General features: G+C 34.6%; 18 protein-coding genes. 9 read left to right on the forward strand and 9 right to left on the reverse strand.

Annotation, left to right across the window (positions count from 1 at the left end):
* Window positions 1–109: 109 nt before the first annotated feature.
* From porQ to rpsA, 5 genes are all read left to right on the forward strand, one after another.
* Complete coding sequence (gene porQ / locus LNP23_RS15310; protein WP_047779157.1) at window positions 110–1,129, forward strand: type IX secretion system protein PorQ; 1,020 nt, start codon at window positions 110–112, stop codon at window positions 1,127–1,129.
* 8 nt (window positions 1,130–1,137) lie between these two features.
* A complete protein-coding gene (locus LNP23_RS15315; protein WP_230001852.1) occupies window positions 1,138–1,740 on the forward strand; it encodes a murein L,D-transpeptidase catalytic domain-containing protein in 603 nt (200 codons plus the stop codon).
* A 47-nt stretch (window positions 1,741–1,787) separates the two neighbouring features.
* Window positions 1,788–2,480, forward strand: coding sequence for a (d)CMP kinase (gene cmk, locus LNP23_RS15320; RefSeq protein ID WP_230001853.1), 693 nt, complete (start codon window positions 1,788–1,790; stop codon window positions 2,478–2,480).
* Window positions 2,481–2,552: 72 nt separating this feature from the next.
* The gene (locus tag LNP23_RS15325; RefSeq protein ID WP_230001854.1) at window positions 2,553–3,815 is read left to right on the forward strand and encodes a nucleoside permease; all 1,263 of its coding nucleotides are present in this window, start codon (window positions 2,553–2,555) and stop codon (window positions 3,813–3,815) included.
* Window positions 3,816–4,145: 330 nt separating this feature from the next.
* Window positions 4,146–5,921 (forward strand): 30S ribosomal protein S1, encoded by a 1,776-nt coding sequence (gene rpsA, locus LNP23_RS15330; RefSeq protein WP_047779153.1) that lies wholly within the window; start codon window positions 4,146–4,148, stop codon window positions 5,919–5,921.
* 326 nt (window positions 5,922–6,247) lie between these two features.
* Here rpsA and LNP23_RS15335 read toward each other — a convergent pair whose 3' ends face one another.
* The gene (locus LNP23_RS15335) at window positions 6,248–6,769 is read right to left on the reverse strand and encodes an ExbD/TolR family protein (RefSeq protein ID WP_230001855.1); all 522 of its coding nucleotides are present in this window, start codon (window positions 6,767–6,769) and stop codon (window positions 6,248–6,250) included.
* 295 nt (window positions 6,770–7,064) lie between these two features.
* Here LNP23_RS15335 and LNP23_RS15340 point away from each other — a divergent pair, with 295 nt between their 5' ends.
* Window positions 7,065–10,559 (forward strand): patatin-like phospholipase family protein, encoded by a 3,495-nt coding sequence (locus tag LNP23_RS15340; protein ID WP_230001856.1) that lies wholly within the window; start codon window positions 7,065–7,067, stop codon window positions 10,557–10,559.
* A gap of 495 nt (window positions 10,560–11,054) precedes the next feature.
* On the forward strand, window positions 11,055–11,609 hold the full coding sequence (locus LNP23_RS15345; RefSeq protein ID WP_047779150.1) for a fasciclin domain-containing protein: 555 nt from the start codon (window positions 11,055–11,057) through the stop codon (window positions 11,607–11,609).
* Between the two features lie 80 nt (window positions 11,610–11,689).
* On the opposite strand, the gene LNP23_RS15350 is transcribed toward LNP23_RS15345, so the two are convergent.
* The 8 genes from LNP23_RS15350 to LNP23_RS15385 form a co-directional block, all read right to left on the reverse strand.
* Window positions 11,690–12,535, reverse strand: a complete 846-nt coding sequence (locus LNP23_RS15350; protein WP_230001857.1) for an EamA family transporter — start codon at window positions 12,533–12,535, stop codon at window positions 11,690–11,692.
* 289 nt (window positions 12,536–12,824) lie between these two features.
* A complete protein-coding gene (locus LNP23_RS15355; protein WP_047779148.1) occupies window positions 12,825–12,965 on the reverse strand; it encodes a hypothetical protein in 141 nt (46 codons plus the stop codon).
* Between the two features lie 41 nt (window positions 12,966–13,006).
* Complete coding sequence (locus LNP23_RS15360; RefSeq protein WP_230001858.1) at window positions 13,007–13,336, reverse strand: serine hydrolase; 330 nt, start codon at window positions 13,334–13,336, stop codon at window positions 13,007–13,009.
* Window positions 13,337–13,356: 20 nt separating this feature from the next.
* Window positions 13,357–15,126, reverse strand: coding sequence for a M56 family metallopeptidase (locus LNP23_RS15365; protein WP_230001859.1), 1,770 nt, complete (start codon window positions 15,124–15,126; stop codon window positions 13,357–13,359).
* A 6-nt stretch (window positions 15,127–15,132) separates the two neighbouring features.
* Window positions 15,133–15,501 (reverse strand): BlaI/MecI/CopY family transcriptional regulator, encoded by a 369-nt coding sequence (locus LNP23_RS15370; RefSeq protein WP_047779146.1) that lies wholly within the window; start codon window positions 15,499–15,501, stop codon window positions 15,133–15,135.
* Between the two features lie 30 nt (window positions 15,502–15,531).
* On the reverse strand, window positions 15,532–17,157 hold the full coding sequence (locus tag LNP23_RS15375; RefSeq protein WP_230001860.1) for a M56 family metallopeptidase: 1,626 nt from the start codon (window positions 17,155–17,157) through the stop codon (window positions 15,532–15,534).
* A 7-nt stretch (window positions 17,158–17,164) separates the two neighbouring features.
* The gene (locus LNP23_RS15380; RefSeq protein WP_047779144.1) at window positions 17,165–17,533 is read right to left on the reverse strand and encodes a BlaI/MecI/CopY family transcriptional regulator; all 369 of its coding nucleotides are present in this window, start codon (window positions 17,531–17,533) and stop codon (window positions 17,165–17,167) included.
* Window positions 17,534–17,895: 362 nt separating this feature from the next.
* Window positions 17,896–19,113: an MDR family MFS transporter gene (locus LNP23_RS15385; RefSeq protein ID WP_230001861.1), complete on the reverse strand. Its 1,218-nt coding sequence runs from the start codon at window positions 19,111–19,113 to the stop codon at window positions 17,896–17,898.
* A gap of 97 nt (window positions 19,114–19,210) precedes the next feature.
* On the opposite strand from LNP23_RS15385, the gene LNP23_RS15390 reads away from it, so the two are divergent.
* Entirely contained in the window at window positions 19,211–19,810 is a 600-nt protein-coding gene (locus tag LNP23_RS15390; protein WP_230001862.1) for a DUF1684 domain-containing protein, read from the forward strand.
* Window positions 19,810–20,460, forward strand: a complete 651-nt coding sequence (locus LNP23_RS15395; RefSeq protein WP_230001863.1) for a TatD family hydrolase — start codon at window positions 19,810–19,812, stop codon at window positions 20,458–20,460. Before LNP23_RS15390 ends, LNP23_RS15395 begins: the two co-directional genes overlap by 1 nt.
* The last annotated feature ends 71 nt before the right edge of the window (window positions 20,461–20,531 follow it).

Raw genomic sequence — 20,531 nt, forward strand, 5'->3', positions numbered from 1 at the left:
TTTTAGTTTGGAATTTGGAATTTATATTTTTGGGATTTATTTATTTTTATAAGTTTATAATTTTATCTTCGCAGTTGCGTTATCTCCCTATAGGAACGCCTCAAAAAGCATGTTAAAACGACTTGTTGTATTTTTTATGTTATTGATTTGTTCGATTTCTTTCGGGCAAATAGGGGGTCGTTACACGTATCAGTTTCTTAATTTAACGACTTCACCAAGGCAGGCAGCGTTAGGTGGAAAAACGATTACAATTTACGACGACGATGTGAATCAGGTTATGTTTAATCCGGCGACTTTAAACGAAGATATGGACAATCATCTGGCTATGAATTACGGAAGTTATTACGGTCAGGCCTCCTACGGGACGGCTTCCTACGCTTATACGTATGACAGGCATTTGCAGACTTTTTATGCCGGAGTAAGTTATGTGAATTACGGTACATTTGAAGGTTATGACGAAAACGGTCAGGCGACTTCAGATTTTACAGGTAATGAAGGAGCGCTTTCGTTAGGGTATGCGTATAATATTCCTTTTACAGATGTTCATGTTGGAGCGAATGTGAAGCTAATAACTTCAACGCTAGAAACTTATAATTCTATCGGTGGTGCAATTGATTTAGGTTTTTTGTATATAATTGAAAAAAATGATTTAAATTTGGCTCTTGTAATTCGAAATATTGGAACTCAGTTCACAACTTATTCCGGAATACAGGAAAAATTGCCCCTTGAAATTATTGCAGGAGTATCGCAAGAACTAGAGCACGTGCCGCTTCGCTGGCATCTTACTTTAGAGAATTTGCAACAATGGAATGTTTCGTTCTCGAATCCGGTTCGTGGCGAAACAAACTTAGACGGTACGGCGAGTAAAGAGAAAGTTTCTTTTGTAAACAACGCCTTACGACATGTTATTGTTGGTGTCGAGCTTTTTCCTAAAAAAGCATTTAATATCAGATTGGGGTATAATTTTAGAAGAGGTGAGGAGTTAAGAATTGAAGAACAACGTAATTTTTCGGGAGTTTCTTTAGGGTTTGGTTTAAAAATGAATCGATTAAAGTTTAATTACTCATATTCAAAATATACTTTAGCGGCTAATACTAGTCTTTTTGGACTAATGTTTAACTTTCAATAGGTGATTTTATGAAGCTATTTTATTTAATTCTCTTGGTAACTGCAGGTTTTTTTAATACCTCAAATAGTGCTTTGGAAGAGGAAGATGTATTGACTGCTATAGATATTGAAAGGATAAATACCCATATCAATGAGGTAAAGGAAAAGATTGCGATTAGCTCTAATTACAATCAAAAAATTGCTTTTCTGGTTGATATGAAAATCAAATCCGGTAGAAATCGCTTTTTTGTGTACGACATTGAAAATGATAAAATTATAGATCAAGGACTTGTTGCCCACGGATCCGGATCAGAAACAGGAGTTGGTGGAGAGTTAAAATTTAGTAATACACCGGAATCTAAAGCAACTGCATTAGGAAGATACTCCATCGAAAAATGTTATAAAGGAATTTTTGGCAAGGCCTACAGACTGGCTGGTCTGGATGAAACCAATAATAACGCTTTGAAAAGAGCTATAGTTTTACATCGATATTCAGCTGTTCCTGAAAATGAACAGGATTATTATATTTCACGCAGCCAGGGTTGCCCAATGGTTAGTGAAGCCTTCTTCAAAAGAATAGAAAAAATAATTGATACTTCCAGATCAAGAATTATTTTAGATATTTACTACTAAAAAATCGTCCACACTTATTATTAATTTATAAAATCAAAAAGATTATTTTGAAAAAAATAACCATTGCAATTGACGGATTTTCGTCAACAGGAAAGAGTACTTTAGCAAAACAATTGGCAAAAGAATTAGAATACGTATACGTCGATACGGGAGCAATGTACAGAGCGGTAGCTTTATTTGCAATGCAGAATCAATTAATAGGACCTGAATTCTTCGATAAAACAGGCCTTGTGGATTTTCTTCCAAAAATTCAATTAGAGTTTAAATTCAATGCAGATTTAGGATTTGCAGAAATGTATCTGAATGATGAGAATGTTGAAAAACAAATCAGAACCATTGAGGTGTCCAGCTACGCAAGCAAAGTGGCTGAAATTTCAGAAGTGCGTGCTAAATTGGTGGAGCAACAAAAAGAAATGGGTAAAAACAAAGCTATCGTTATGGATGGCAGAGATATAGGTACTGTAGTTTTTCCTAATGCTGAGCTTAAAATTTTTATGACTGCAAGTGCGGAAACGCGTGCGCAAAGGCGTTTTGATGAATTACAGGAAAAAGGCGATGCTGTTTCGTATGAAGAGGTTTTGAAAAATGTGGTCGAAAGAGATTATATTGATACACATCGCGCAGATTCTCCATTAGTAATTGCAGATGATGCAATTGAAATCGATAATTCTTATTTAAACAGAGAAGAACAATTTTCAGCTGTTCTTGAATTAGTAAATGATGTTGTTAAAACGGTTTAATTTTTTGCAGATATCATTTTTAATGGTAGTTTTACCGCTTCATTTATTATTTTACAAAGACAATTTTATTATATGAGTATAAAATTAAGGCTGACAATTATGAATTTCCTCCAATTTTTTGTTTGGGGAATATGGTTGATTTCATTAGGTGGATATATGGGCCAGGTTTTTGGTCCTTTAGAAGGAGGTAGTATTGGCTTGTCTATAGGAAGAACTTATGCTTCTATGGGATGGGCAAGTTTATTCATGCCTGCTTTACTTGGGATCATTGCTGATAAATATTTTAGTGCGCAAAAAGTTTTGGGAATTGCTCACGTTATTGCGGGAATTGCAATTTTCTTTGCAACTAAAGCGACTAATTCAACAGAAATGTATTGGATTATTTTTGTAACAAGTTGTTTTTATATGCCAACAATAGCCTTAAACAACTCCGTTAGTTACGCGGTCTTAAATAAATTTAGTTTTGATGTTCAAAAAGCATTTACTCCAATTCGTGTATGGGGAACAGTTGGATTTATTATAGCAATGTGGGTAACGGATTTGACTGATTGGAAATCAAGTACGAATCAGTTTGTTTTTGCGGCCGTTGCCATGATTATTACTGGTATATATTCATTCTCTATGCCTGATGTTCCTGCTGAAAATAAAAACACAAACCAATCATTTTCTAGTAGATTCGGATTAGATAGTTTTGTGCTTTTTAAGCAAAAGAAAATGGCTATATTTTTTGTTTTTGCGATGCTTTTAGGTGCTGCATTACAAGTTACTAATATGTTTGGTGATACTTTTATAAGAAGTTTTGGTTCTAATCCTGAGTATCAAGGAACTTTTGGAGTGGAGCACTCCGTATTTATTATTTCATTATCTCAAATTTCAGAGACACTTTTTATTCTGACTATTCCTTTCTTTTTGAAGAGATTTGGTATTAAGCAGGTAATGGTTTTTAGTATGATTGCATGGGTATTGCGTTTCGCTTTATTTGGTATCGGAAATCCTGGATCAGGTGTGATTTTCCTTGTTTTATCAATGATCGTTTACGGAATGGCTTTTGACTTTTTTAATATCTCAGGTTCGTTATTTGTTGAAAGAGAAACGGATAGCAAAATTAGATCAAGTGCTCAAGGATTATTTATGCTAATGACTAATGGTATTGGAGCAATTTTAGGAGGTGAATTTGCTGGAAGAACGGTAGGTTATTTTACTGATGGAAATACAGTGCAATGGTCTAATGTTTGGTTTTCATTTGCTGGTTATGCATTTGTAATTCTAATTTTGTTTGCTTTTCTTTTTAAGTATAAACATGATCCAAAGGAGGTTGAGAATTTAAGGCATTAAATAAGATTAATTTTAGCGATTAAATGAAATAGAATGTTAAGTCATTTTTGATTTTAATTTATTCAAACCCGACAGGTTTTTAAAACCTGTCGGGTTTAATTATTTTTTAAGGTTTTAGAACTTAAAAAACATCAACTGTACTACTACAGAAAGACTAGCCTGATAATCATTTGTGTTTTATTTTGTCAGTACAAATAAATGTAGTAATTTTGCAGTCCTTTTGGCAGAGTAGAGTTTCCACTAGGTATCAACAATTTATGTAAAACAACTTCTGTTTTTTCTATCGCTTTATGAAACTCAAGAAAAACAGAATACAAATTTTTTATCAGCATGTCTGAACAATTAAAATCACAAGAAGAGTTTTTAGCAAATTTTAACTGGCATAACTTCCAAGAAGGAATTGATGCAGTAGATGAGAAAAACTTATTAGAATTCGAAGAACTAGTTTCAAAAACTTTCATCGCTACAGATCAAGAAGAAGTAGTAGAAGGTGTAGTTGTTAGAATTACAGATAGAGACGTTATCGTTGATATCAACGCAAAATCGGAAGGTGTTATTTCTTTAAACGAATTCCGTTACAACCCAAACTTAAAAGTAGGTGACAAAGTAGAAGTATTAATCGACATCCGTGAGGACAAAACTGGTCAATTAGTATTATCTCACAGAAAAGCACGTACTATCAAATCTTGGGATAGAGTTATTGCTGCAAATGAAACAGGAGAAATCGTTAATGGTTTTGTGAAATGCAGAACTAAAGGTGGTATGATCGTTGACGTTTTCGGTATTGAAGCTTTCTTACCTGGATCTCAAATTGACGTTAAGCCAATTAGAGACTACGATGTATATGTAAACAAAATGATGGAATTCAAAGTGGTAAAAATTAACCACGAATTCAAAAACGTTGTTGTATCTCATAAAGCGCTTATCGAAGCTGATATCGAAGTACAGAAAAAAGAAATCATCGGTCAATTACAAAAAGGACAAGTATTAGAAGGTGTTGTTAAAAACATTACTTCTTATGGTGTGTTTATTGACTTAGGTGGTGTTGATGGATTAATTCACATTACTGACCTTTCTTGGAGTAGAATCAACCACCCAAGTGAAGTTCTTGAATTAGACCAAAAATTAAACGTTGTAATCCTTGATTTCGATGATGAGAAAACAAGAATTCAATTAGGATTGAAACAATTAAACGCTCACCCATGGGATGCTTTAGATGCTAATTTAACTATTGGTGATAAAGTAAAAGGTAAAGTAGTTGTAATCGCTGATTACGGTGCTTTCATCGAAGTTGCTGAAGGTGTTGAAGGTTTAATCCACGTTTCTGAAATGTCATGGTCTACTCATTTACGTTCTGCTCAGGATTTCGTAAAAGTTGGAGATGTTGTTGAAGCTGTTATCTTAACTTTAGATAGAGATGACCGTAAAATGTCATTGGGTATCAAACAATTGACTCAAGATCCATGGACTGATATCACTTCTAAATACCCAGTAGGTTCTAAACATACAGGTATCGTTAGAAACTTTACAAACTTTGGTATTTTCGTAGAATTAGAAGAAGGAATTGATGGATTAATTTACATCTCTGACTTATCTTGGACTAAGAAAATCAAACACCCATCTGAATTTGTAAATGTTGGTGAAAAACTTGATGTAGTAGTATTAGAATTAGATGTTGAAGGACGTAAATTATCTTTAGGTCACAAACAAACTACTGCTAATCCTTGGGATCAATACGAAGATTCTTTCGCTGTAGGAACTATCCACAATGGTGAGATTTCTGAAATCGTTGACAAAGGAGCTACTGTAGAATTCGGAGATGATATCGTTGCTTTCATTCCTACTCGTCACCTTGAAAAAGAAGACGGAAAGAAATTGAAAAAAGGTGATACTGCTGATTTCAAAGTAATCGAATTCAACAAAGAATTCAAAAGAGTAGTTGCTTCTCACACTGCTATCTTCCGTGAAGAAGAAGAGAAAAATGTGAAAACTGCAACTGAAAATACTTCATCTACTTCTACAAACGCACCAGCTGCAACTTTAGGAGATAACAATGATGTATTAGCTGCATTAAAAGCTAAAATGGAAAAAACTGAGAAAAAATAATTCTCAGAGACGCACAGCAGTGCGTCTTTACACATCCATACAGAAAGTCCCACAGCAATGTGGGACTTTTTTTATGTTCTAATTTTTAGAATTAGGTTTCAGAAGACTCACTATTCAAATAATAGCTGGAAAAAACCTTATACTGTTATTTTAAAAGCGTTTTTGGATAAAAATTAGCCTATTTAAGAAAGATATTTGCTCAAGGTTTTGATCTGTTCTGAGAATTAACAGATTATTTAGTAAGTTCTTTTTTAAAATGAGGAGATTTCGGTTTCCTCATTTTTATTTAAAATCGGATGTACTTGCGATTTCGTAAGTTGACAAAACTAGTTAGAGGCTAATAATTTAGTTTCTTCAGGAGTAAAATCATTTGCAATTGCATAGGAGTTAATTCCTGTTATCTTCATTTCATCCAGAATATCGACTAGATTGCCGTAATTAGATTTTTTGGTAGGTTTTATAATTACTGTAATTCCACTTCCGGGTTTCCCGCGACGGGAAGAATATTCAAGCATACTTTTATTTCTAATTAAAAGTTCTTTGCGAATTCCCTCTTTTCCATAATTTAAATTTTTTGGAGCCATAATCGGATATGCCAGAAGTCCTATATATACTATCAATTTATTATTGTCATCCAGTAATATTGTTACCGAACGATTTTCACCATAACAACGTAGACCGCAAGTATCACCGCAATCAGGCATACTTAAATCCAGTGTTTTTGGCTTTGCCAATTCAGTAACAACCATAAAGAATATTATCAACAGAAAAGAGACGCTTACCATAGCAGTTAAGTCGATTTTTGGGCCTAATTTTTTACTTCTGACTTTTTTAGGGAGTTGCTGCATGTTTGATGAATTTGTTGTTAAAGTAGAAAAAAAATATAAGATTATACGTGGTTTAACATGATAGTTGTAAAGTATTTAATTTAATGAAAGTAAACGGTTTCTAAACAGGTAATTATACTCGTTTTTTAAATGGGCTTTTGACGTAATTTAGATGTGGTTTTCAAAATTGGAAAATCCGGTTTTTGAAATACTAATAATTGGAATGAATAATTAATTCTCCTTTTTTATTGAGGATTAAATAGTTTGAATTTTCTCCCGGAATCTATAGTATAGTAATTACCTAATTTTATTTGTTATGGACATTGTAACCGACCTCACCGCTGAAGCGATATCCTATCTTACCCTTTTTCAGGATATATTAAAAAGCAATCCTCAGAACACTTTTCCTAAAGCGTTTCTTAAAAAAGATTCTTGGAGTACCCTTGTAAGTAAGGATGAAAATATGGACAAAAACCATTATGGTATAAATCAATTGACTCCCGGTCAGATAGACGAAATAACTGACCTTGTCTGGCATAGCGCTGATAAAAATGGAGAAAAGAATCTAACAAAAGTATATTTAGACATCGTTTATGATCTTTTAGAATGGCTTGCCAGCAATATTGATAAAAAGTATATGGATAAGACCGAATCCAGTGAACTTTTATTGTTTAGGGTGCCTTTTTTTTGGAGGCAGCGAATACGGGCAGCACTTTATAAAGGAAATTTAGAGGAGCGAAAAAAATTGGCAACGGTACTTCGATACATGCCGGTACAGGTGGTTCAGGCCATTACCGGGCAGCACAAATCAGCATATGATATTCGTCTCTATCAATTTTATGCAGCAAAAGAGAAGGAGTATGATTATTCAAATATTCTAAATGATACCGATCTTAAAAATCATAAAACATGGTGGGATGAAAACGAGGATGATGCTATAAAGTACCTCACTGATGATAGAGTACTTCTTAGACAATTGCTAAATAATAGTTCGGAAAGGAAAATCAGAACTGAGTTTCCCTTGCCGTTTGAAACCTTATTTAATGACGAGCTGGATGAAATTAATAAAGCCCGTAAGAAGAGAGGCGAGGAATGGCAGGCATCCGTAACCGTTGATGAAAGTACAAATGAGAATCTCCTAAAAGTAACTTCTGACGGAGATAAAATATACGATCCGATGGTACGGGCTACAGATATGAAGCTTACCGGTATCGCTTTTTCCGGAGGAGGTATTCGTTCAGCTACATTTAATCTTGGTATACTGCAAAGACTGGCAAGTCTGGACGTTTTAGAAAAAATTGATTACATATCGACAGTATCCGGAGGTGGTTATATCGGTACCTGGTATACATCGTGGATAAAACGATCCGGTTCTTTCAGTAAAGTTACGGATCAGTTATGTCCCGAGAAATCATCCGATCCGTTTGCTGATGAAGTACGTCCGATTCGATGGCTTAGAATGTTCAGTAATTATCTTTCTCCAAACGTAGGGATGATGTCTCCCGATGCCTGGACGTCCGGAATGACTTGGTTAAGAAATACTCTAGTCAATCAGACCTTGTTATTACTGGTGTTATTAACCGTTTTCTCTTTCATTCTGGATCTTTACAAAGGATGGGAAATTCTCGGACTCCTATTTAAAGGATTGGAGAAGAAGGATGAAATTCCGTTTTTTTGGTTGAATACGGCAATGCTGATTTTTGGAGCGCTTACAGCTGCTTTTGCCATGCGATCGTTTTATAAAGTAAAACAGAAGAGAAAAGTTGCCCGGGTTACCAAAATTTGGAATATTTTTAATATTGACATTCCCTTTCTTACCAATATTACAAGTGTTCTGCCTTATTTGCTTATCGTATGGACTATTATTTGCGCTTTTTTAGTCAGTACATTTATGTTTAATATAAGTATAGATGAAATTTGTCGTAAGAGTGAAAACCTGTATGTATGGTTTGGTCTTAATGTCTCATTGCCGGCATTTATCGCATTGATTTTAGTCGCATTGCTGGGGAATTATCACAAAAGGTATGATCTTATTCAGTTAGGAAAGGCCAATGTAGTGAAGGAAAAATTGTCTGACGAAGAAAAAATAGAGGTAAAAAATGAAATACATAAAGTTGGAGTTATCAATTGGTTTCCAATAATATTAATAGTATCCTCAGCTGTGGCCGCAGCCATTCTAAGCGTATTACTGTACTTGTTTTGGAAAAATTATGATTTGATATTGATTTCAATTAAAAATTTCAACGGAAGGATAAGCTTAGATAAAGTAATGTTGTTGTTTGGACTTCCCATCGTTCTTGAGATTTTTTCGCTTGCGATAATAACCAGAATGGCAATATTAGGCAAAATGTTTCCCGATTACCGTCGCGAGTGGTGGGGAAGAACAGGAGGTTATATCAACCGGTTTGTGCTTTTCTGGATTATTATTTGTTTTGCCATATTTATTATGCCTAATTTATGGCCTTCTTTATGGATGAATTTGGAAATTACTTTGTCTGCCTGGGGAGGTTGGGCCGGTATAGTTGCCTGGGGAGTAAAAATAGCATTTTCATCCAAAGGAGATGATGATCCGGGTAAGTCTAAGGGTATTACGAATATTGTTGTTAAGGTGGTACCTTTTATTTTCATGATTGGGGTACTGCTTATAGGTTCCGGGATTATAAACCTTATAAGAGAGGGGAATAGCGATGTTATAAATCGTCTGACAACTGGAGGATTGTTTTTGATAACCCTTTTTCTAAGCTGGCGTGTGGGGGTTAATGAGTTTTCCCTTCACCATTTTTATCGCAACCGTCTTATAAGAGCTTTTATGGGCGCTACGCGTAGCAGGGAAGATCGTATTAAAACAGCAAATGCATTTACGGGTTTTGATACCAATGACGACATATTGTTATCGTCTATGAAGGTTGATGATGGTTATTTTGGTCCGTATCCTATTCTTAATACAGCCCTTAATGCGACTGTTGTTTCAGCTCTCGACCGACAAGATCGGAAAGCAGAATCATTCGTGTTTACACCCTTATATTGTGGCTATGATTTTAGCCCTACGCGTCCGTCTACTTACGATGTTGACCATGTTTATGAATACGGCTATCGTCCTACCAATAAATTTTCTAATGAAAAAGGTGGGCCAACTATAGGAACAGCAATGGCGATATCCGGAGCAGCGGTGAATCCTAATTGGGGATATCATTCTTCAGCTCCTATGGCTTTTTTACTGACAATTTTTAATGTCCGTTTGGGATGGTGGATTGGTAATACCAGACTTAAAAGATGGAAGGATTCTGATCCAAGAGGTGGTTTGTTGTACCTAATTCATGATTTGACCGGTAAATCCGATATCAATATGGATTATGTTTGTCTTTCGGATGGAGGACACTTCGATAATATGGGCTTGTACGAACTCATCAGAAGACGCTGTCACTATATTATATTAGGAGATGGTGAGCAGGATCAGGACGTCGCTTGCGAAGGTTTAGCAAACGCCATTAGGAGATGTCGAATTGATTTTGGTGTAGAAATTACCTTTGAGAATTTTAAAGATATTACAAAACATCAAGGTATGTCGAAGGAGCATATTATTAAAGGAACGATCACTTATCCGGGTATAAAAAGTACAGGTACATTAATTTATATCAAAGCTAGTTTGACAGGTAATGAACCTATTGATATACGAGAATATGCTTTGGCGAATCCCGATTTTCCACAGCAGTCTACAGCAGATCAGTTTTTTGATGAAGCACAGTTTGAGAGCTATCGTAAATTGGGTTATCATTCAATACGTGATATAGGGGAATTGCACTTGCCATAATCATTAAGTTAAGCATTGTAAAAAAAATCTCACGCAAATTTTAGCGGATTGAAAAAAATCCGCAGAATCTGCGTGAAAAAATCTCTTAACTTAATGACATTGAGCTAAAGCGGGAGGCAATCCAAAATAATACTTTTATTCTTTATAAAAGGGCAATATTTTTATGCCAATTTAAATGGATCCCATCCAATTAAATTGCTTTTTAAACGCTTTAACCATTAAAAAATATATTCTTTTAATTCAGAAAATGGGTTGTAAGGTATCTGCTTTCAAACATAAACAAACCAATAATTTAAATTACTTCTTAAAACAGAGTCTGCGATTTAAGTTAATAGAAAAAAATAATTCGATTTTTAAAATTTAATTATTTTTCTAAAGCGTTGCTGTTTAGTGTGTTTTGAGGAATATTCAATGTAAGATTCACATTTTTGAATTTTTCCTAAAACCAAAACGATTATTACAGCGTAAATGCCTTTATAACTTAAAACATTAATTATGAAAACTAGAAAATTTTTAACAGCAGCAGTTTTAGTCTTAGGATTTGCATTTACTTCAAACGCACAAAAAACAGTAATGGTTGGTGGAGCGGCGATGTATCCGAACAAAAATATTATTGAAAATGCAGTAAACTCAAAAGATCATACTACTTTGGTGGCTGCGGTAAAAGCAGCAGATTTAGTAGCAACTTTACAGAGTAAAGGACCATTCACCGTTTTTGCCCCAACAAATGCAGCGTTTGATAAATTACCGGCAGGAACAGTAGAAACATTGTTGAAACCGGAAAACAAAAAAATGCTTCAAACAATTTTAACCTATCATGTTGTGGCCGGAAAAATGAACGCTTCGGATATTGCAAAAGCGATAAAAATGGGTAAAGGTAAAGCAACCCTAAAAACCGTAAGTGGTGGCACATTAACTGCCTGGATGGACGGAAAAACGTTATACATCAGCGATGAGAGTGGTAACAAAGCTAAAGTAACAATTGCAGATGTAAATCAATCTAATGGAGTAATTCATGTAGTGGACACTGTATTATTGCCAAAAAGCTAATTAACAGCATTTAAATGCCAAGATAAAAAGAACTGTAAATGACTATTTACGGTTCTTTTTATTTTATATCGCTAAGAATCTTATCGTTTAGCCATTAAAGTTGATCCTGCCGAAGCAATAACAACACAGGCAACTGCTATTATTTCATAAAAATTTAGACGCTCCTGAAGAAATATAAAACCACAAATAGCGGCCGCAGCAGGTTCTAAACTCATTAATATACTGAACGTTCGCGGAGGTAACTGCCCTAAGGCTTTCATTTCAAGTGTAAAAGGGATAGCACTTGATAAAAGAGCCAACGCAATGCTTAATCCAAAAAGTTTTGGAGTAAGATTTACAAGGCCATTTTCGTAAAAACCAAAAGGAAGAATTAAAAGAGAAGCAAAGAGCATTCCCACAGAAACAGCTTCACCGCTATTCATAATTTTGGAGACTTTACCACCCAAAACGATATAACTGGCCCAAAGTCCTCCCGCTAAAAGAGCAAATAACACTCCTAAGGTATCTATTCTGCTATTCGTCCATGGGGCGATTAAAAGGATTCCGATTGCTGCCAGTACAACCCAGCAATAATCAAGTAAACGCTTCGATCCGACTATGGCGAGTAATAAGGGACCTATGAATTCTAAAGTAACAGATAATCCAATAGGGATTCTTTCTATTGCCAGATAAAATATTAAATTCATTGCACCCAAATTCAAGCCATATGGAATTACAATTTTCCATTGTTGTCTCGTAATTTTAAACAGATTCGGACGATAAGCAGCAAATAAGATCAGGGCAGAGATACCGATTCTTATTGAAGCTGTTCCTGCAGCACCAAGAGACGGGAAAATTGTTTTAGCAATAGCAGCGCCACATTGCACGCTTATAATGGCTAATAACACAGCCGGAACCGGTGGGAGGTTGAATTCTTTGTTTTTCATTGAAAGTCTATGCTGAAACGCAAAACTACAAATAAGTAAGCACAAAAGGTTTTCGGATAGTATAAAATTAACCCGTTGGGAGGAGGCCTAGTTTCCAAAGCCTAAAAAAGACATCTTAAGCAGTATAAGACTATGTGAAAAAATGGAAATTTTCTTAACACACCTCAAATTATAAGTATCAAAATCTATGTCTCTATGTGTTAAATTGATTTAGCTCAATCACAGGCAACACATTCGGCAGGTAGTATATGAAAAAGTTACGCGTTTGCGCGAGAAATAGTACGGAAAATTAATCTAAAGCACGTTTAGTTACAAAATAGCGGTATCCTATAAGCGCCATTTGCCATTTTTTTGCTTTGGTAATGTCTAAACCTTGTTTGGTCAAACTTGGTAAAAGAATTTTATTTAGTTTGGCTAAAATTTTATACATAGTAGGTTAATTTTTTTTCAAAGATATAAAAAAAGACTTTGTCATTTAACAAAGTCTTTCTGAGTACTCTCTATCAATTGAAAAACACCAACATTGGTAATTAACTTGGTGGTGGAGAAAATCTTAAAACCAGTGTTTTTATCCACTGGTTTATGTGCTTCTAAAGACGCTTTCCCATAATACTTTTCATAAATTACTTTTCCTTTTTTGATTACCGCCAATGCAGCTCCCGGTATTTCATTTACTTGTATTACTTCTTTGAGATAGGTATCAATTTTTTGTTCGGTTTCCTTTGCAGTAGTAGCTCTATTTTGACTAAAGCAGCAGTTGAAGAATACTAAAAACGAAGTGATAAAAAGATTTTTTTTCATTGATTTAAGCAGGCGTGTTTTTAATTTGCTTTTTGCTGTCTCTTAGCGATGTTTTTTTGTTGCTGAATCATCGCTCTTTGTTGCAGTCTCATGTCTCGCTCTTGTTGCCTCATATCTCTTTCATATTGTTTCATGTCTTTCTCATGTTGACGCATATCTTTTTCATGCTGTTTCATGTCGATCTCATGTTGTTTCATATCAACATTCGATTGCTGATCGTATTTCCCCATATCCGCATTGAATTGCTCCATGGCTACTTCGTATTTTTCCATTTCTTTTTCAAAAATAGCTTCACGTTTTGACATGACTTCATTTAACTCCTTTTCGTAAGCAGCCATTTGCGGCTCAAAGGCATCCATTTTCTTTTCGAATTCGTCCATTTCCTTCTCGTAATTTTTCATAGCCGTTTTATCATTTAGATTTGCAGGCGGAACGGGAGGTTTTGGCATATTAGCCATAGCAGTTGGAGGTGATGGCATTGCACCGGCCGGGAAAACTGGAGGTGTTGGCGGAGTAGGAGGTGTCGTATAAGCGCCGTTTTGATACACGGTTCTGGTTTCTCTAACCTGTGCAGGACCTTCTTCATCGGTTAAACCATCGAGGTCTCCATCGGCGATTAATTTGATTTTTTTCGTTCCATTATCGTTTGTTGTAATGGCAATTCCGCAATCCTTAATGGCTTCATCACCATTAATTTGAATAGTTTGTGCTTCTCCGGCTCCTTTTTTAAGAGCTACTTTGATACAGGTTAATTCGTTTTTTGAATTTCTCTTTACTTCTGACACTACTACATCTACATCATGATTTGCTTTTAATTTTTCAGAAAGCTCCTTTAATTCCTGATCTGTGGTGTTTTTTTTGATTTTGTAAATCTCTACCGATTGCTCTTTTTCTTTTGCGACTGCCTCAATTTGTTTCTTTTCCTGCGCTACTGTTTTGATTTGAAATAACACTACGAAAGCTACAAGTGCCGGAAGTATGGCGTAATACTTCCAATAGTTTCTCTTTTTTGATTGATTTTTGTTTAACATGACAATTCGTTTTTTGATTAATGATTGATAAAAATGATTGGTGATTGCTACACAAGTTTCATGTGTAGTTATTTTTAAAAGCGTGTATTGGTACGCTTTTTTGTCCGAAAGTTTTTTTGCCGCTTCGTTATCCGCAATAAACTCAAGGTTTTGAATAATGGCTTTTTTATAAAACCAGATGATTGGATTGAACCAAAACAGTACACAGAATAGTCTTGAAATCAGAACGTCAACTGTATGATGCTGATCACTGTGTACTTTTTCATGTTCAATAATACTCTCTAACTCTGATGCCGTGTACAGTGATGAGTTGTAAACGATATAATCAAAATAAGAAAAAGGAGCAATATTTTCGTTTGTATCGATAAATTTAAAATCAGCTTGTTGTTGCACTTTTTTACCTTTAAGAACAGTATTCAGACTGTAAAAATCTAATCCGAATTTTACTAGGAAAGCAATAAAACCAATGGTATAAATAGCAATGTAAACCAGATTCCAATTGATTTCGAAAGACTCTTCTTCTATAGCATGGACAATAGAAGCGGGAGAGTAGCTCATATTTGAAACCGGTACAGGATCAATCCATACAATTTTGGTATACACTATAAAGGGCAGTACTACCGATGTAATCAATCCGGCTAGTAAAAACCATCTGTTGCTGGTAAAGAAAGTTTCTTTGCGTAATAGTAAATAATAAGCAAGGTAAAACAAAGCAACTAATGCGCTTGATTTTGCGATAAAAATGAAAAGTGCTTCCATAAACGACTATTTTTCTTCTTTTGAATTTTCAATCATAGCTAAAACTTCACGTAATTCAGCTGCAGAAATTTTTTCCTCTTTAGCAAAAAAGGATACCATACTTTTATAAGAGCTATTAAAATAATGATCAATAGCGGTACTCATAAATCCTGTGCGATATTCTTCGATGCTTACAATTGGATAATACTGATGGGTATTTCCAAAAGTAGTATGACTCACATATTCTTTTTCTTCCAGATTACGTACTATAGTCGAAAGTGTATTGTAATGTGGTTGCTCTTCTGTAATCTCGGCCTGAACTTCTTTTACAAATGCTTTTTTGAGCTTCCATAAAATGTGCATGATTTCCTCTTCTTTGTTGGTTAGCTTTTGGATAGTTTTAAGGTTGTAAATTAGCTGAAGTGCCTACTTTTTGGTTGTGATTTCAATCACACCATTTTTCCCTTTATCGCCATATTTTTCTATAGCCTGAGTGCCTTTAAAAACACTCATTTTTTCTATATCAAGTGCGTCAATATCATCCATAGAAGTACCATCTGTCAGTACAACGCCATCTACGATGATAAGTTGTTTAGCAGAACTTCCGCCTGATTTTACGATAACTTTTGGCTTAGATTGACTGTAGTAGGTTATAGAAGTAGTTTCGTTTTTGTCCCCATCAGTACTTACATTCACGTTTGTATTTACATTGGTTTTGAAGGTTGTGATCACATGAGTATTTGTTGTACCATTTGTAGGATCACTTTTGCCAGTAGTAGTATTAGTTTTAACATCGGTATTGGTATTAGTTTTTTGAGTTTTCTTGATTTTTATCTTTGATGCTTCGGTTGCGTCCTTTTGAAATTCGTTTTTTGTAACGACAATTATTTTCTTAGACCCGTTTTCCTCAGTTTTAATGATAATACCACAGTCTTTGATAGCATCAGAACCCGAAATATGAAGGGCCTGCGTTTCTTCTTTACCGTTTTTAAGATCAACTTTAATAGAGGTCAATTCATTATTTGAATTCCTTTTTGTTTCAGAAATAACGGCATCAACATTGTGCTCCGCTTTTAACTTTTCGGTGATTGTTGCAAGCTCTTGATCTGTGGTTGTTTTTTTGATTTCGTAAACATCCATTCCTTTTACTTTTTCAGCAGCACTGTTTTTTTGAGTTTGCTCTTTTTCGTGGGCTACGACTTCAATCTGAAATAGAAGTACAAACGCTACAAGTGCTGGAATTACGGTATAATACTTCCAGTAATTCCGCTTTTTTGATTGATTTTGATTTAACATAACGATTCGTTTTTTGATTAATGATTGATAAAAATGATTGGTGATGGCAACACAATTTTCGTGTGTTGTTATTTTTAAAAGCGTGTACTGATACGCTTTTTTGTCGGAAAGTTTTTTTGCTGCCTCATTATCTGCAATAAACTCGAGATTTTGAGTAATCGCTTTTTTATAAAGCCAGACAAGGGGATTGAACCAAAACAAAATACTGAAGATTCTGGAAACCAAAACATCTACAGTATGGTTCTGATCGCTGTGTACTTTTTCATGTTCAATAATATTCTCTAATTCTGTAGCCGTGTATAGTGATGAGTTATACACAATGTATTCAAAATAAGAGAACGGAGCTATATTCTCCTTGACATCAATAAATTTAAAATCGGCTTGTTGTTTTACCTTTTTACCTTTTAGAATAGCATTTAAACTATAAAAATCTATTGCGAATTTTATCAGCAAAGCCATGAAGCCAATGCCATAACAGGCTAGAAGCACATAATTCCAATTGATTTCAAAAAGAGGATTTTCAATTGTTTGCGTAAAAACAGGTTGAAAATCCGGATTTTGTGTTGAAGCAGGGGCAACCCATACATTTTTGGTGTACACTATAAAGGGCAATACTACAGAAGTGATTAAACCGGTCAATAAAAACCATCTGTTACTGGTAAAGAAGGTTTCTTTGCGCAGTAAAAAATAATAGGCAGTATAAAACAAGAGTAACAATCCACCTGATTTTGCGATATAAATGAATAGTGCTTCCATAAAATGATTATTTTTCTTCTTTTGGACTTTCGATCATGGCTAAGATTTCACGTAATTCAGCGGCAGAAATTTTCTCTTCTTTAGCAAAAAAAGACACCATACTTTTATACGAACTATTGAAATAATTATCGATAGCGGTACTCATAAAACCTTTGCGATAATCTTCGATGCTTACAATCGGATAATATTGGTGGGTGTTTCCAAAGGCATTATGATTTACATATCCTTTTTCTTCCAGATTGCGCACTATAGTCGAAAGCGTATTGTAGTGCGGTTGGTCTTCTGTAATCTCGGCTTGAACTTCTTTTACGAATGCTTTTTTTAGCTTCCATAAAATGTGCATGATTTCCTCTTCTTTGTTCGTTAGCTTTTGCATGTTTTCTAATTTTAATTCAAAACTACAACTATTTTTATAGTTACGCAACTATAAAAATAGTTATTTAACTATTTTTTACGTTTGAATTGTGTTTGAAGCGCTGTAAAGCCTCTCAAATTAGCCTGTAGAGCGTAATTGAGCTAAATGTTTTTTAACACATAGAAACATAGATTTTGAATTTACAATTTGAGAAGCTTTTAGAAAATCATGATTTTTTCACATAGTTTATATGATCTATTATAAGTGAAACTTCTTTTTAAGCTTTGCTAACTATGTCTCTATGTGTTAAAATTAAAGCACGCAAAAGCCTCAATTTAGTATTATTAAATTGAAAATGCGTTTATTGTAATCGGAATGCGTAGTTAAGAAACCTTTTCGTCAATCAAAGCTTTCTTGATCCACAGACAACAAAGAGTAGCGATGATTCCGATAGAAGCCATGAAAAACCAGTTTATTTGATAGCCCAGTCTGGCAATAATTTCAAAACCAATTTTGGAACTCATAATATGTGCCAAGCTAAAACTCATGGTATAAAGCGCCATATAGCGGCCTTCTTGACCATGCGGAGCACGACTCAAAGCAAAAGCATTAGAGAATGGAAAGGTTAAGATTTCTCCAATAGAGATGCAAATCATACTAATGACCAGTATTCCGGCCCAAACATTAATAAGTAACATGAAGAAACTTAAAGACATTACAAGTGAACCCAGTAAGATGATTTTTATTTTAGGGAAACTTTTTCGCTCCATAAAACCGACTATTGGCATTTCAAAAGCAAAAATCATAAGTCCGTTTAACGTCATTAATAAACCGGTTTGGAATTCGGTTAAACTAAATTTTTCGTTATGATATAAAGGTAAGGTCGTAAAAAGCTGAAAGAAAATCATGCCTGTTACAAAGCTTACAAATAAGAAAACCCAAAAGATCTTATCATGAAAAACAGATTTTATAGCCACAGGACTTTCAGTTTTGTCGTTATGTGGAACTTTTTTCTTTTCTTTTACCAATAAAGCAAAAATCAATATGGCAACAATACAAGACGCTCCATCAACCCAGAACAAACCTGAATAACCGATTCCCATAATGATCAAACCACCTAAAGCGGGTCCGGCAGCAAAGCCAAGATTTACGGCTAAACGAACCAATGTTAAGGCTCGGGTTCTGTTTTCCGGTTTTGCGTAAGCGCTTAAAGAAACAAACATAGCCGGCCTAAACATATCTGCAATGACCATTAGAACAAACATGGAAGCGCAGAGTGCCCAGAAAGTGGTTACATATTGAATAAAGAAGAGTGATACTCCACTAGTGAATAAACTAAAAATCATGATTTTATAAAACCCAATTTTGTCGGATAATTTTCCTCCCAGCCAAGATCCTAACATAGATCCTAAACCAAATGAAACCATAATCCAACCTACCTGATTGTATGAAAAATGCAGGTCCTCTTTTAAGTACTTTGATAAAAAGGGAAGCACCATAGTACCGGCACGATTAATAAAAGTGACTAGTGTAAGTATCCAAATTTCTCTTGAAAATCCTTTAAAATTATTGATGTAGTGGGTAAAAGCAGTTTTGAGCATTGTAAATTGGTTATTTACAACAAAGTTAGAAAACTTTGTAACGTAGAGCGGTTGCTGCTTTGTTACTTTTAAACTATTTTTGCATAAAATTTTAAAGATGAAAAAATATATTGCATTTGTTTTGTTGCTGACCTGTGCTTTAGGTTTTAGCCAAAAGAAATTTAAGCAGAGCGATGCTGAAAAATTTCAGAAGAAAATTAATTCAGAATACGCTGACGCTAAGACAAGTCCGTTAATGGCGGAGGACCTTAAAACTTTTAAAGCCTTAGATTTTTATCCAATAAATCAAGCCTTTTTTGTGAATGCTGTTTTTGAAAAAGCAGTAAATGAAAAGGTTTTTGAAATGAAAACCACCGGAACAAGAACACCAAAATACATTAAGTACGGAACAGTTACTTTTAAGATAAATGGAGTTCAATGTCAATTGAATGTGTATCGAAATATAGAACTCTCTAAAAATCCCGAGTATAAGAATCATTTATTCTTGCCATTTTCAGATTTAACCTGTGGCAAAGAAAGTTATATAGGAGGAAGATATATTGACCTAGAAATTCCGAAAGGCAATACAATTGCTATCGATTTCAATCAGGCCTACAATCCGTATTGTGCCTATAATCACAAATATTCTTGCCCGATTGTTCCATTGGAGAATGATTTGAAGGTTGAAATTAAAGCAGGTGTGAAAACCTTTCACTAATGGAATTCTTCAATTTTCATACGCATCAGTTTACCAATCAATCTGATATCTTAGAATTGGTCAATCAATATCCACAAGAATTTGATGATAGCATTCCGTTTTATTCCATTGGAATTCATCCTTGGTACATTACGGAAGACAGATTAGAAAGCGATCTGAAAATTGTTGAAGAAAAATTGCAAACTAAAAATTGTCTGGCTGTCGGGGAGTGTGGTTTAGACAAACGTACAGAAGTTCCGTTGGACTTGCAGATAACAGTTTTTGAAAAACAATTGATTCTTGCAGAAAAATACAGAAAACCGGTAGTAATTCATTGTGTAGCTGCTTTTCAGGAAGTGATTGCAATCAAAAAAAGAATGAAAATCACTGTTCCGATGATTGTGCATGGTTTTTCAAAAAACAATCAGATCGCGAACCAACTTGTTAAAGAAGGATTTTATATTTCGTTTGGAAAGTACCTACTCAGAAATTCTGAATTGAAAACGGTTTTCCAGCAAGTCCCAAACGATCGTTTTTTCCTGGAAACAGACACCACTCAGGAAACAATTCAGGAAGTATATACTCTTGCATCAGCATACAAGAATTTAGACAGTAAGGAACTGGAAGCAATCATTTCAAACAACTATAAAGCAGTCTTCCAAAAAACCTGAAACCTGAAACGTGAAACCTGAAACAAAAGAAACCTGAAACAAAAGAAACAAAAGAACAAAAGATATTAATT

The sequence above is a fragment of the Flavobacterium cupriresistens genome (assembly GCF_020911925.1).
GTDB lineage: Bacteria > Bacteroidota > Bacteroidia > Flavobacteriales > Flavobacteriaceae > Flavobacterium > Flavobacterium cupriresistens.

What these genes read in the sequence shown, in the direction of transcription:
- LNP23_RS15385 (WP_230001861.1), bottom strand. Translation starts at nt 19,113, where the DNA reads ATGCTCAAAACTGCTTTTACCCACTACATCAATAATTTTAAAGGATTT.
- LNP23_RS15360 (WP_230001858.1), bottom strand. Translation starts at nt 13,336, where the DNA reads ATGAAAAAAAATCTTTTTATCACTTCGTTTTTAGTATTCTTCAACTGC.
- LNP23_RS15325 (WP_230001854.1), top strand. Translation starts at nt 2,553, where the DNA reads ATGAGTATAAAATTAAGGCTGACAATTATGAATTTCCTCCAATTTTTT.
- LNP23_RS15345 (WP_047779150.1), top strand. Translation starts at nt 11,055, where the DNA reads ATGAAAACTAGAAAATTTTTAACAGCAGCAGTTTTAGTCTTAGGATTT.
- porQ (WP_047779157.1), top strand. Translation starts at nt 110, where the DNA reads ATGTTAAAACGACTTGTTGTATTTTTTATGTTATTGATTTGTTCGATT.
- LNP23_RS15380 (WP_047779144.1), bottom strand. Translation starts at nt 17,533, where the DNA reads ATGCAAAAGCTAACGAACAAAGAAGAGGAAATCATGCACATTTTATGG.
- LNP23_RS15375 (WP_230001860.1), bottom strand. Translation starts at nt 17,157, where the DNA reads ATGGAAGCACTATTCATTTATATCGCAAAATCAGGTGGATTGTTACTC.
- LNP23_RS15395 (WP_230001863.1), top strand. Translation starts at nt 19,810, where the DNA reads ATGGAATTCTTCAATTTTCATACGCATCAGTTTACCAATCAATCTGAT.
- LNP23_RS15390 (WP_230001862.1), top strand. Translation starts at nt 19,211, where the DNA reads ATGAAAAAATATATTGCATTTGTTTTGTTGCTGACCTGTGCTTTAGGT.
- LNP23_RS15350 (WP_230001857.1), bottom strand. Translation starts at nt 12,535, where the DNA reads ATGAAAAACAAAGAATTCAACCTCCCACCGGTTCCGGCTGTGTTATTA.
- LNP23_RS15355 (WP_047779148.1), bottom strand. Translation starts at nt 12,965, where the DNA reads ATGTATAAAATTTTAGCCAAACTAAATAAAATTCTTTTACCAAGTTTG.
- LNP23_RS15335 (WP_230001855.1), bottom strand. Translation starts at nt 6,769, where the DNA reads ATGCAGCAACTCCCTAAAAAAGTCAGAAGTAAAAAATTAGGCCCAAAA.
- LNP23_RS15315 (WP_230001852.1), top strand. Translation starts at nt 1,138, where the DNA reads ATGAAGCTATTTTATTTAATTCTCTTGGTAACTGCAGGTTTTTTTAAT.
- rpsA (WP_047779153.1), top strand. Translation starts at nt 4,146, where the DNA reads ATGTCTGAACAATTAAAATCACAAGAAGAGTTTTTAGCAAATTTTAAC.
- LNP23_RS15340 (WP_230001856.1), top strand. Translation starts at nt 7,065, where the DNA reads ATGGACATTGTAACCGACCTCACCGCTGAAGCGATATCCTATCTTACC.
- LNP23_RS15365 (WP_230001859.1), bottom strand. Translation starts at nt 15,126, where the DNA reads ATGGAAGCACTTTTCATTTTTATCGCAAAATCAAGCGCATTAGTTGCT.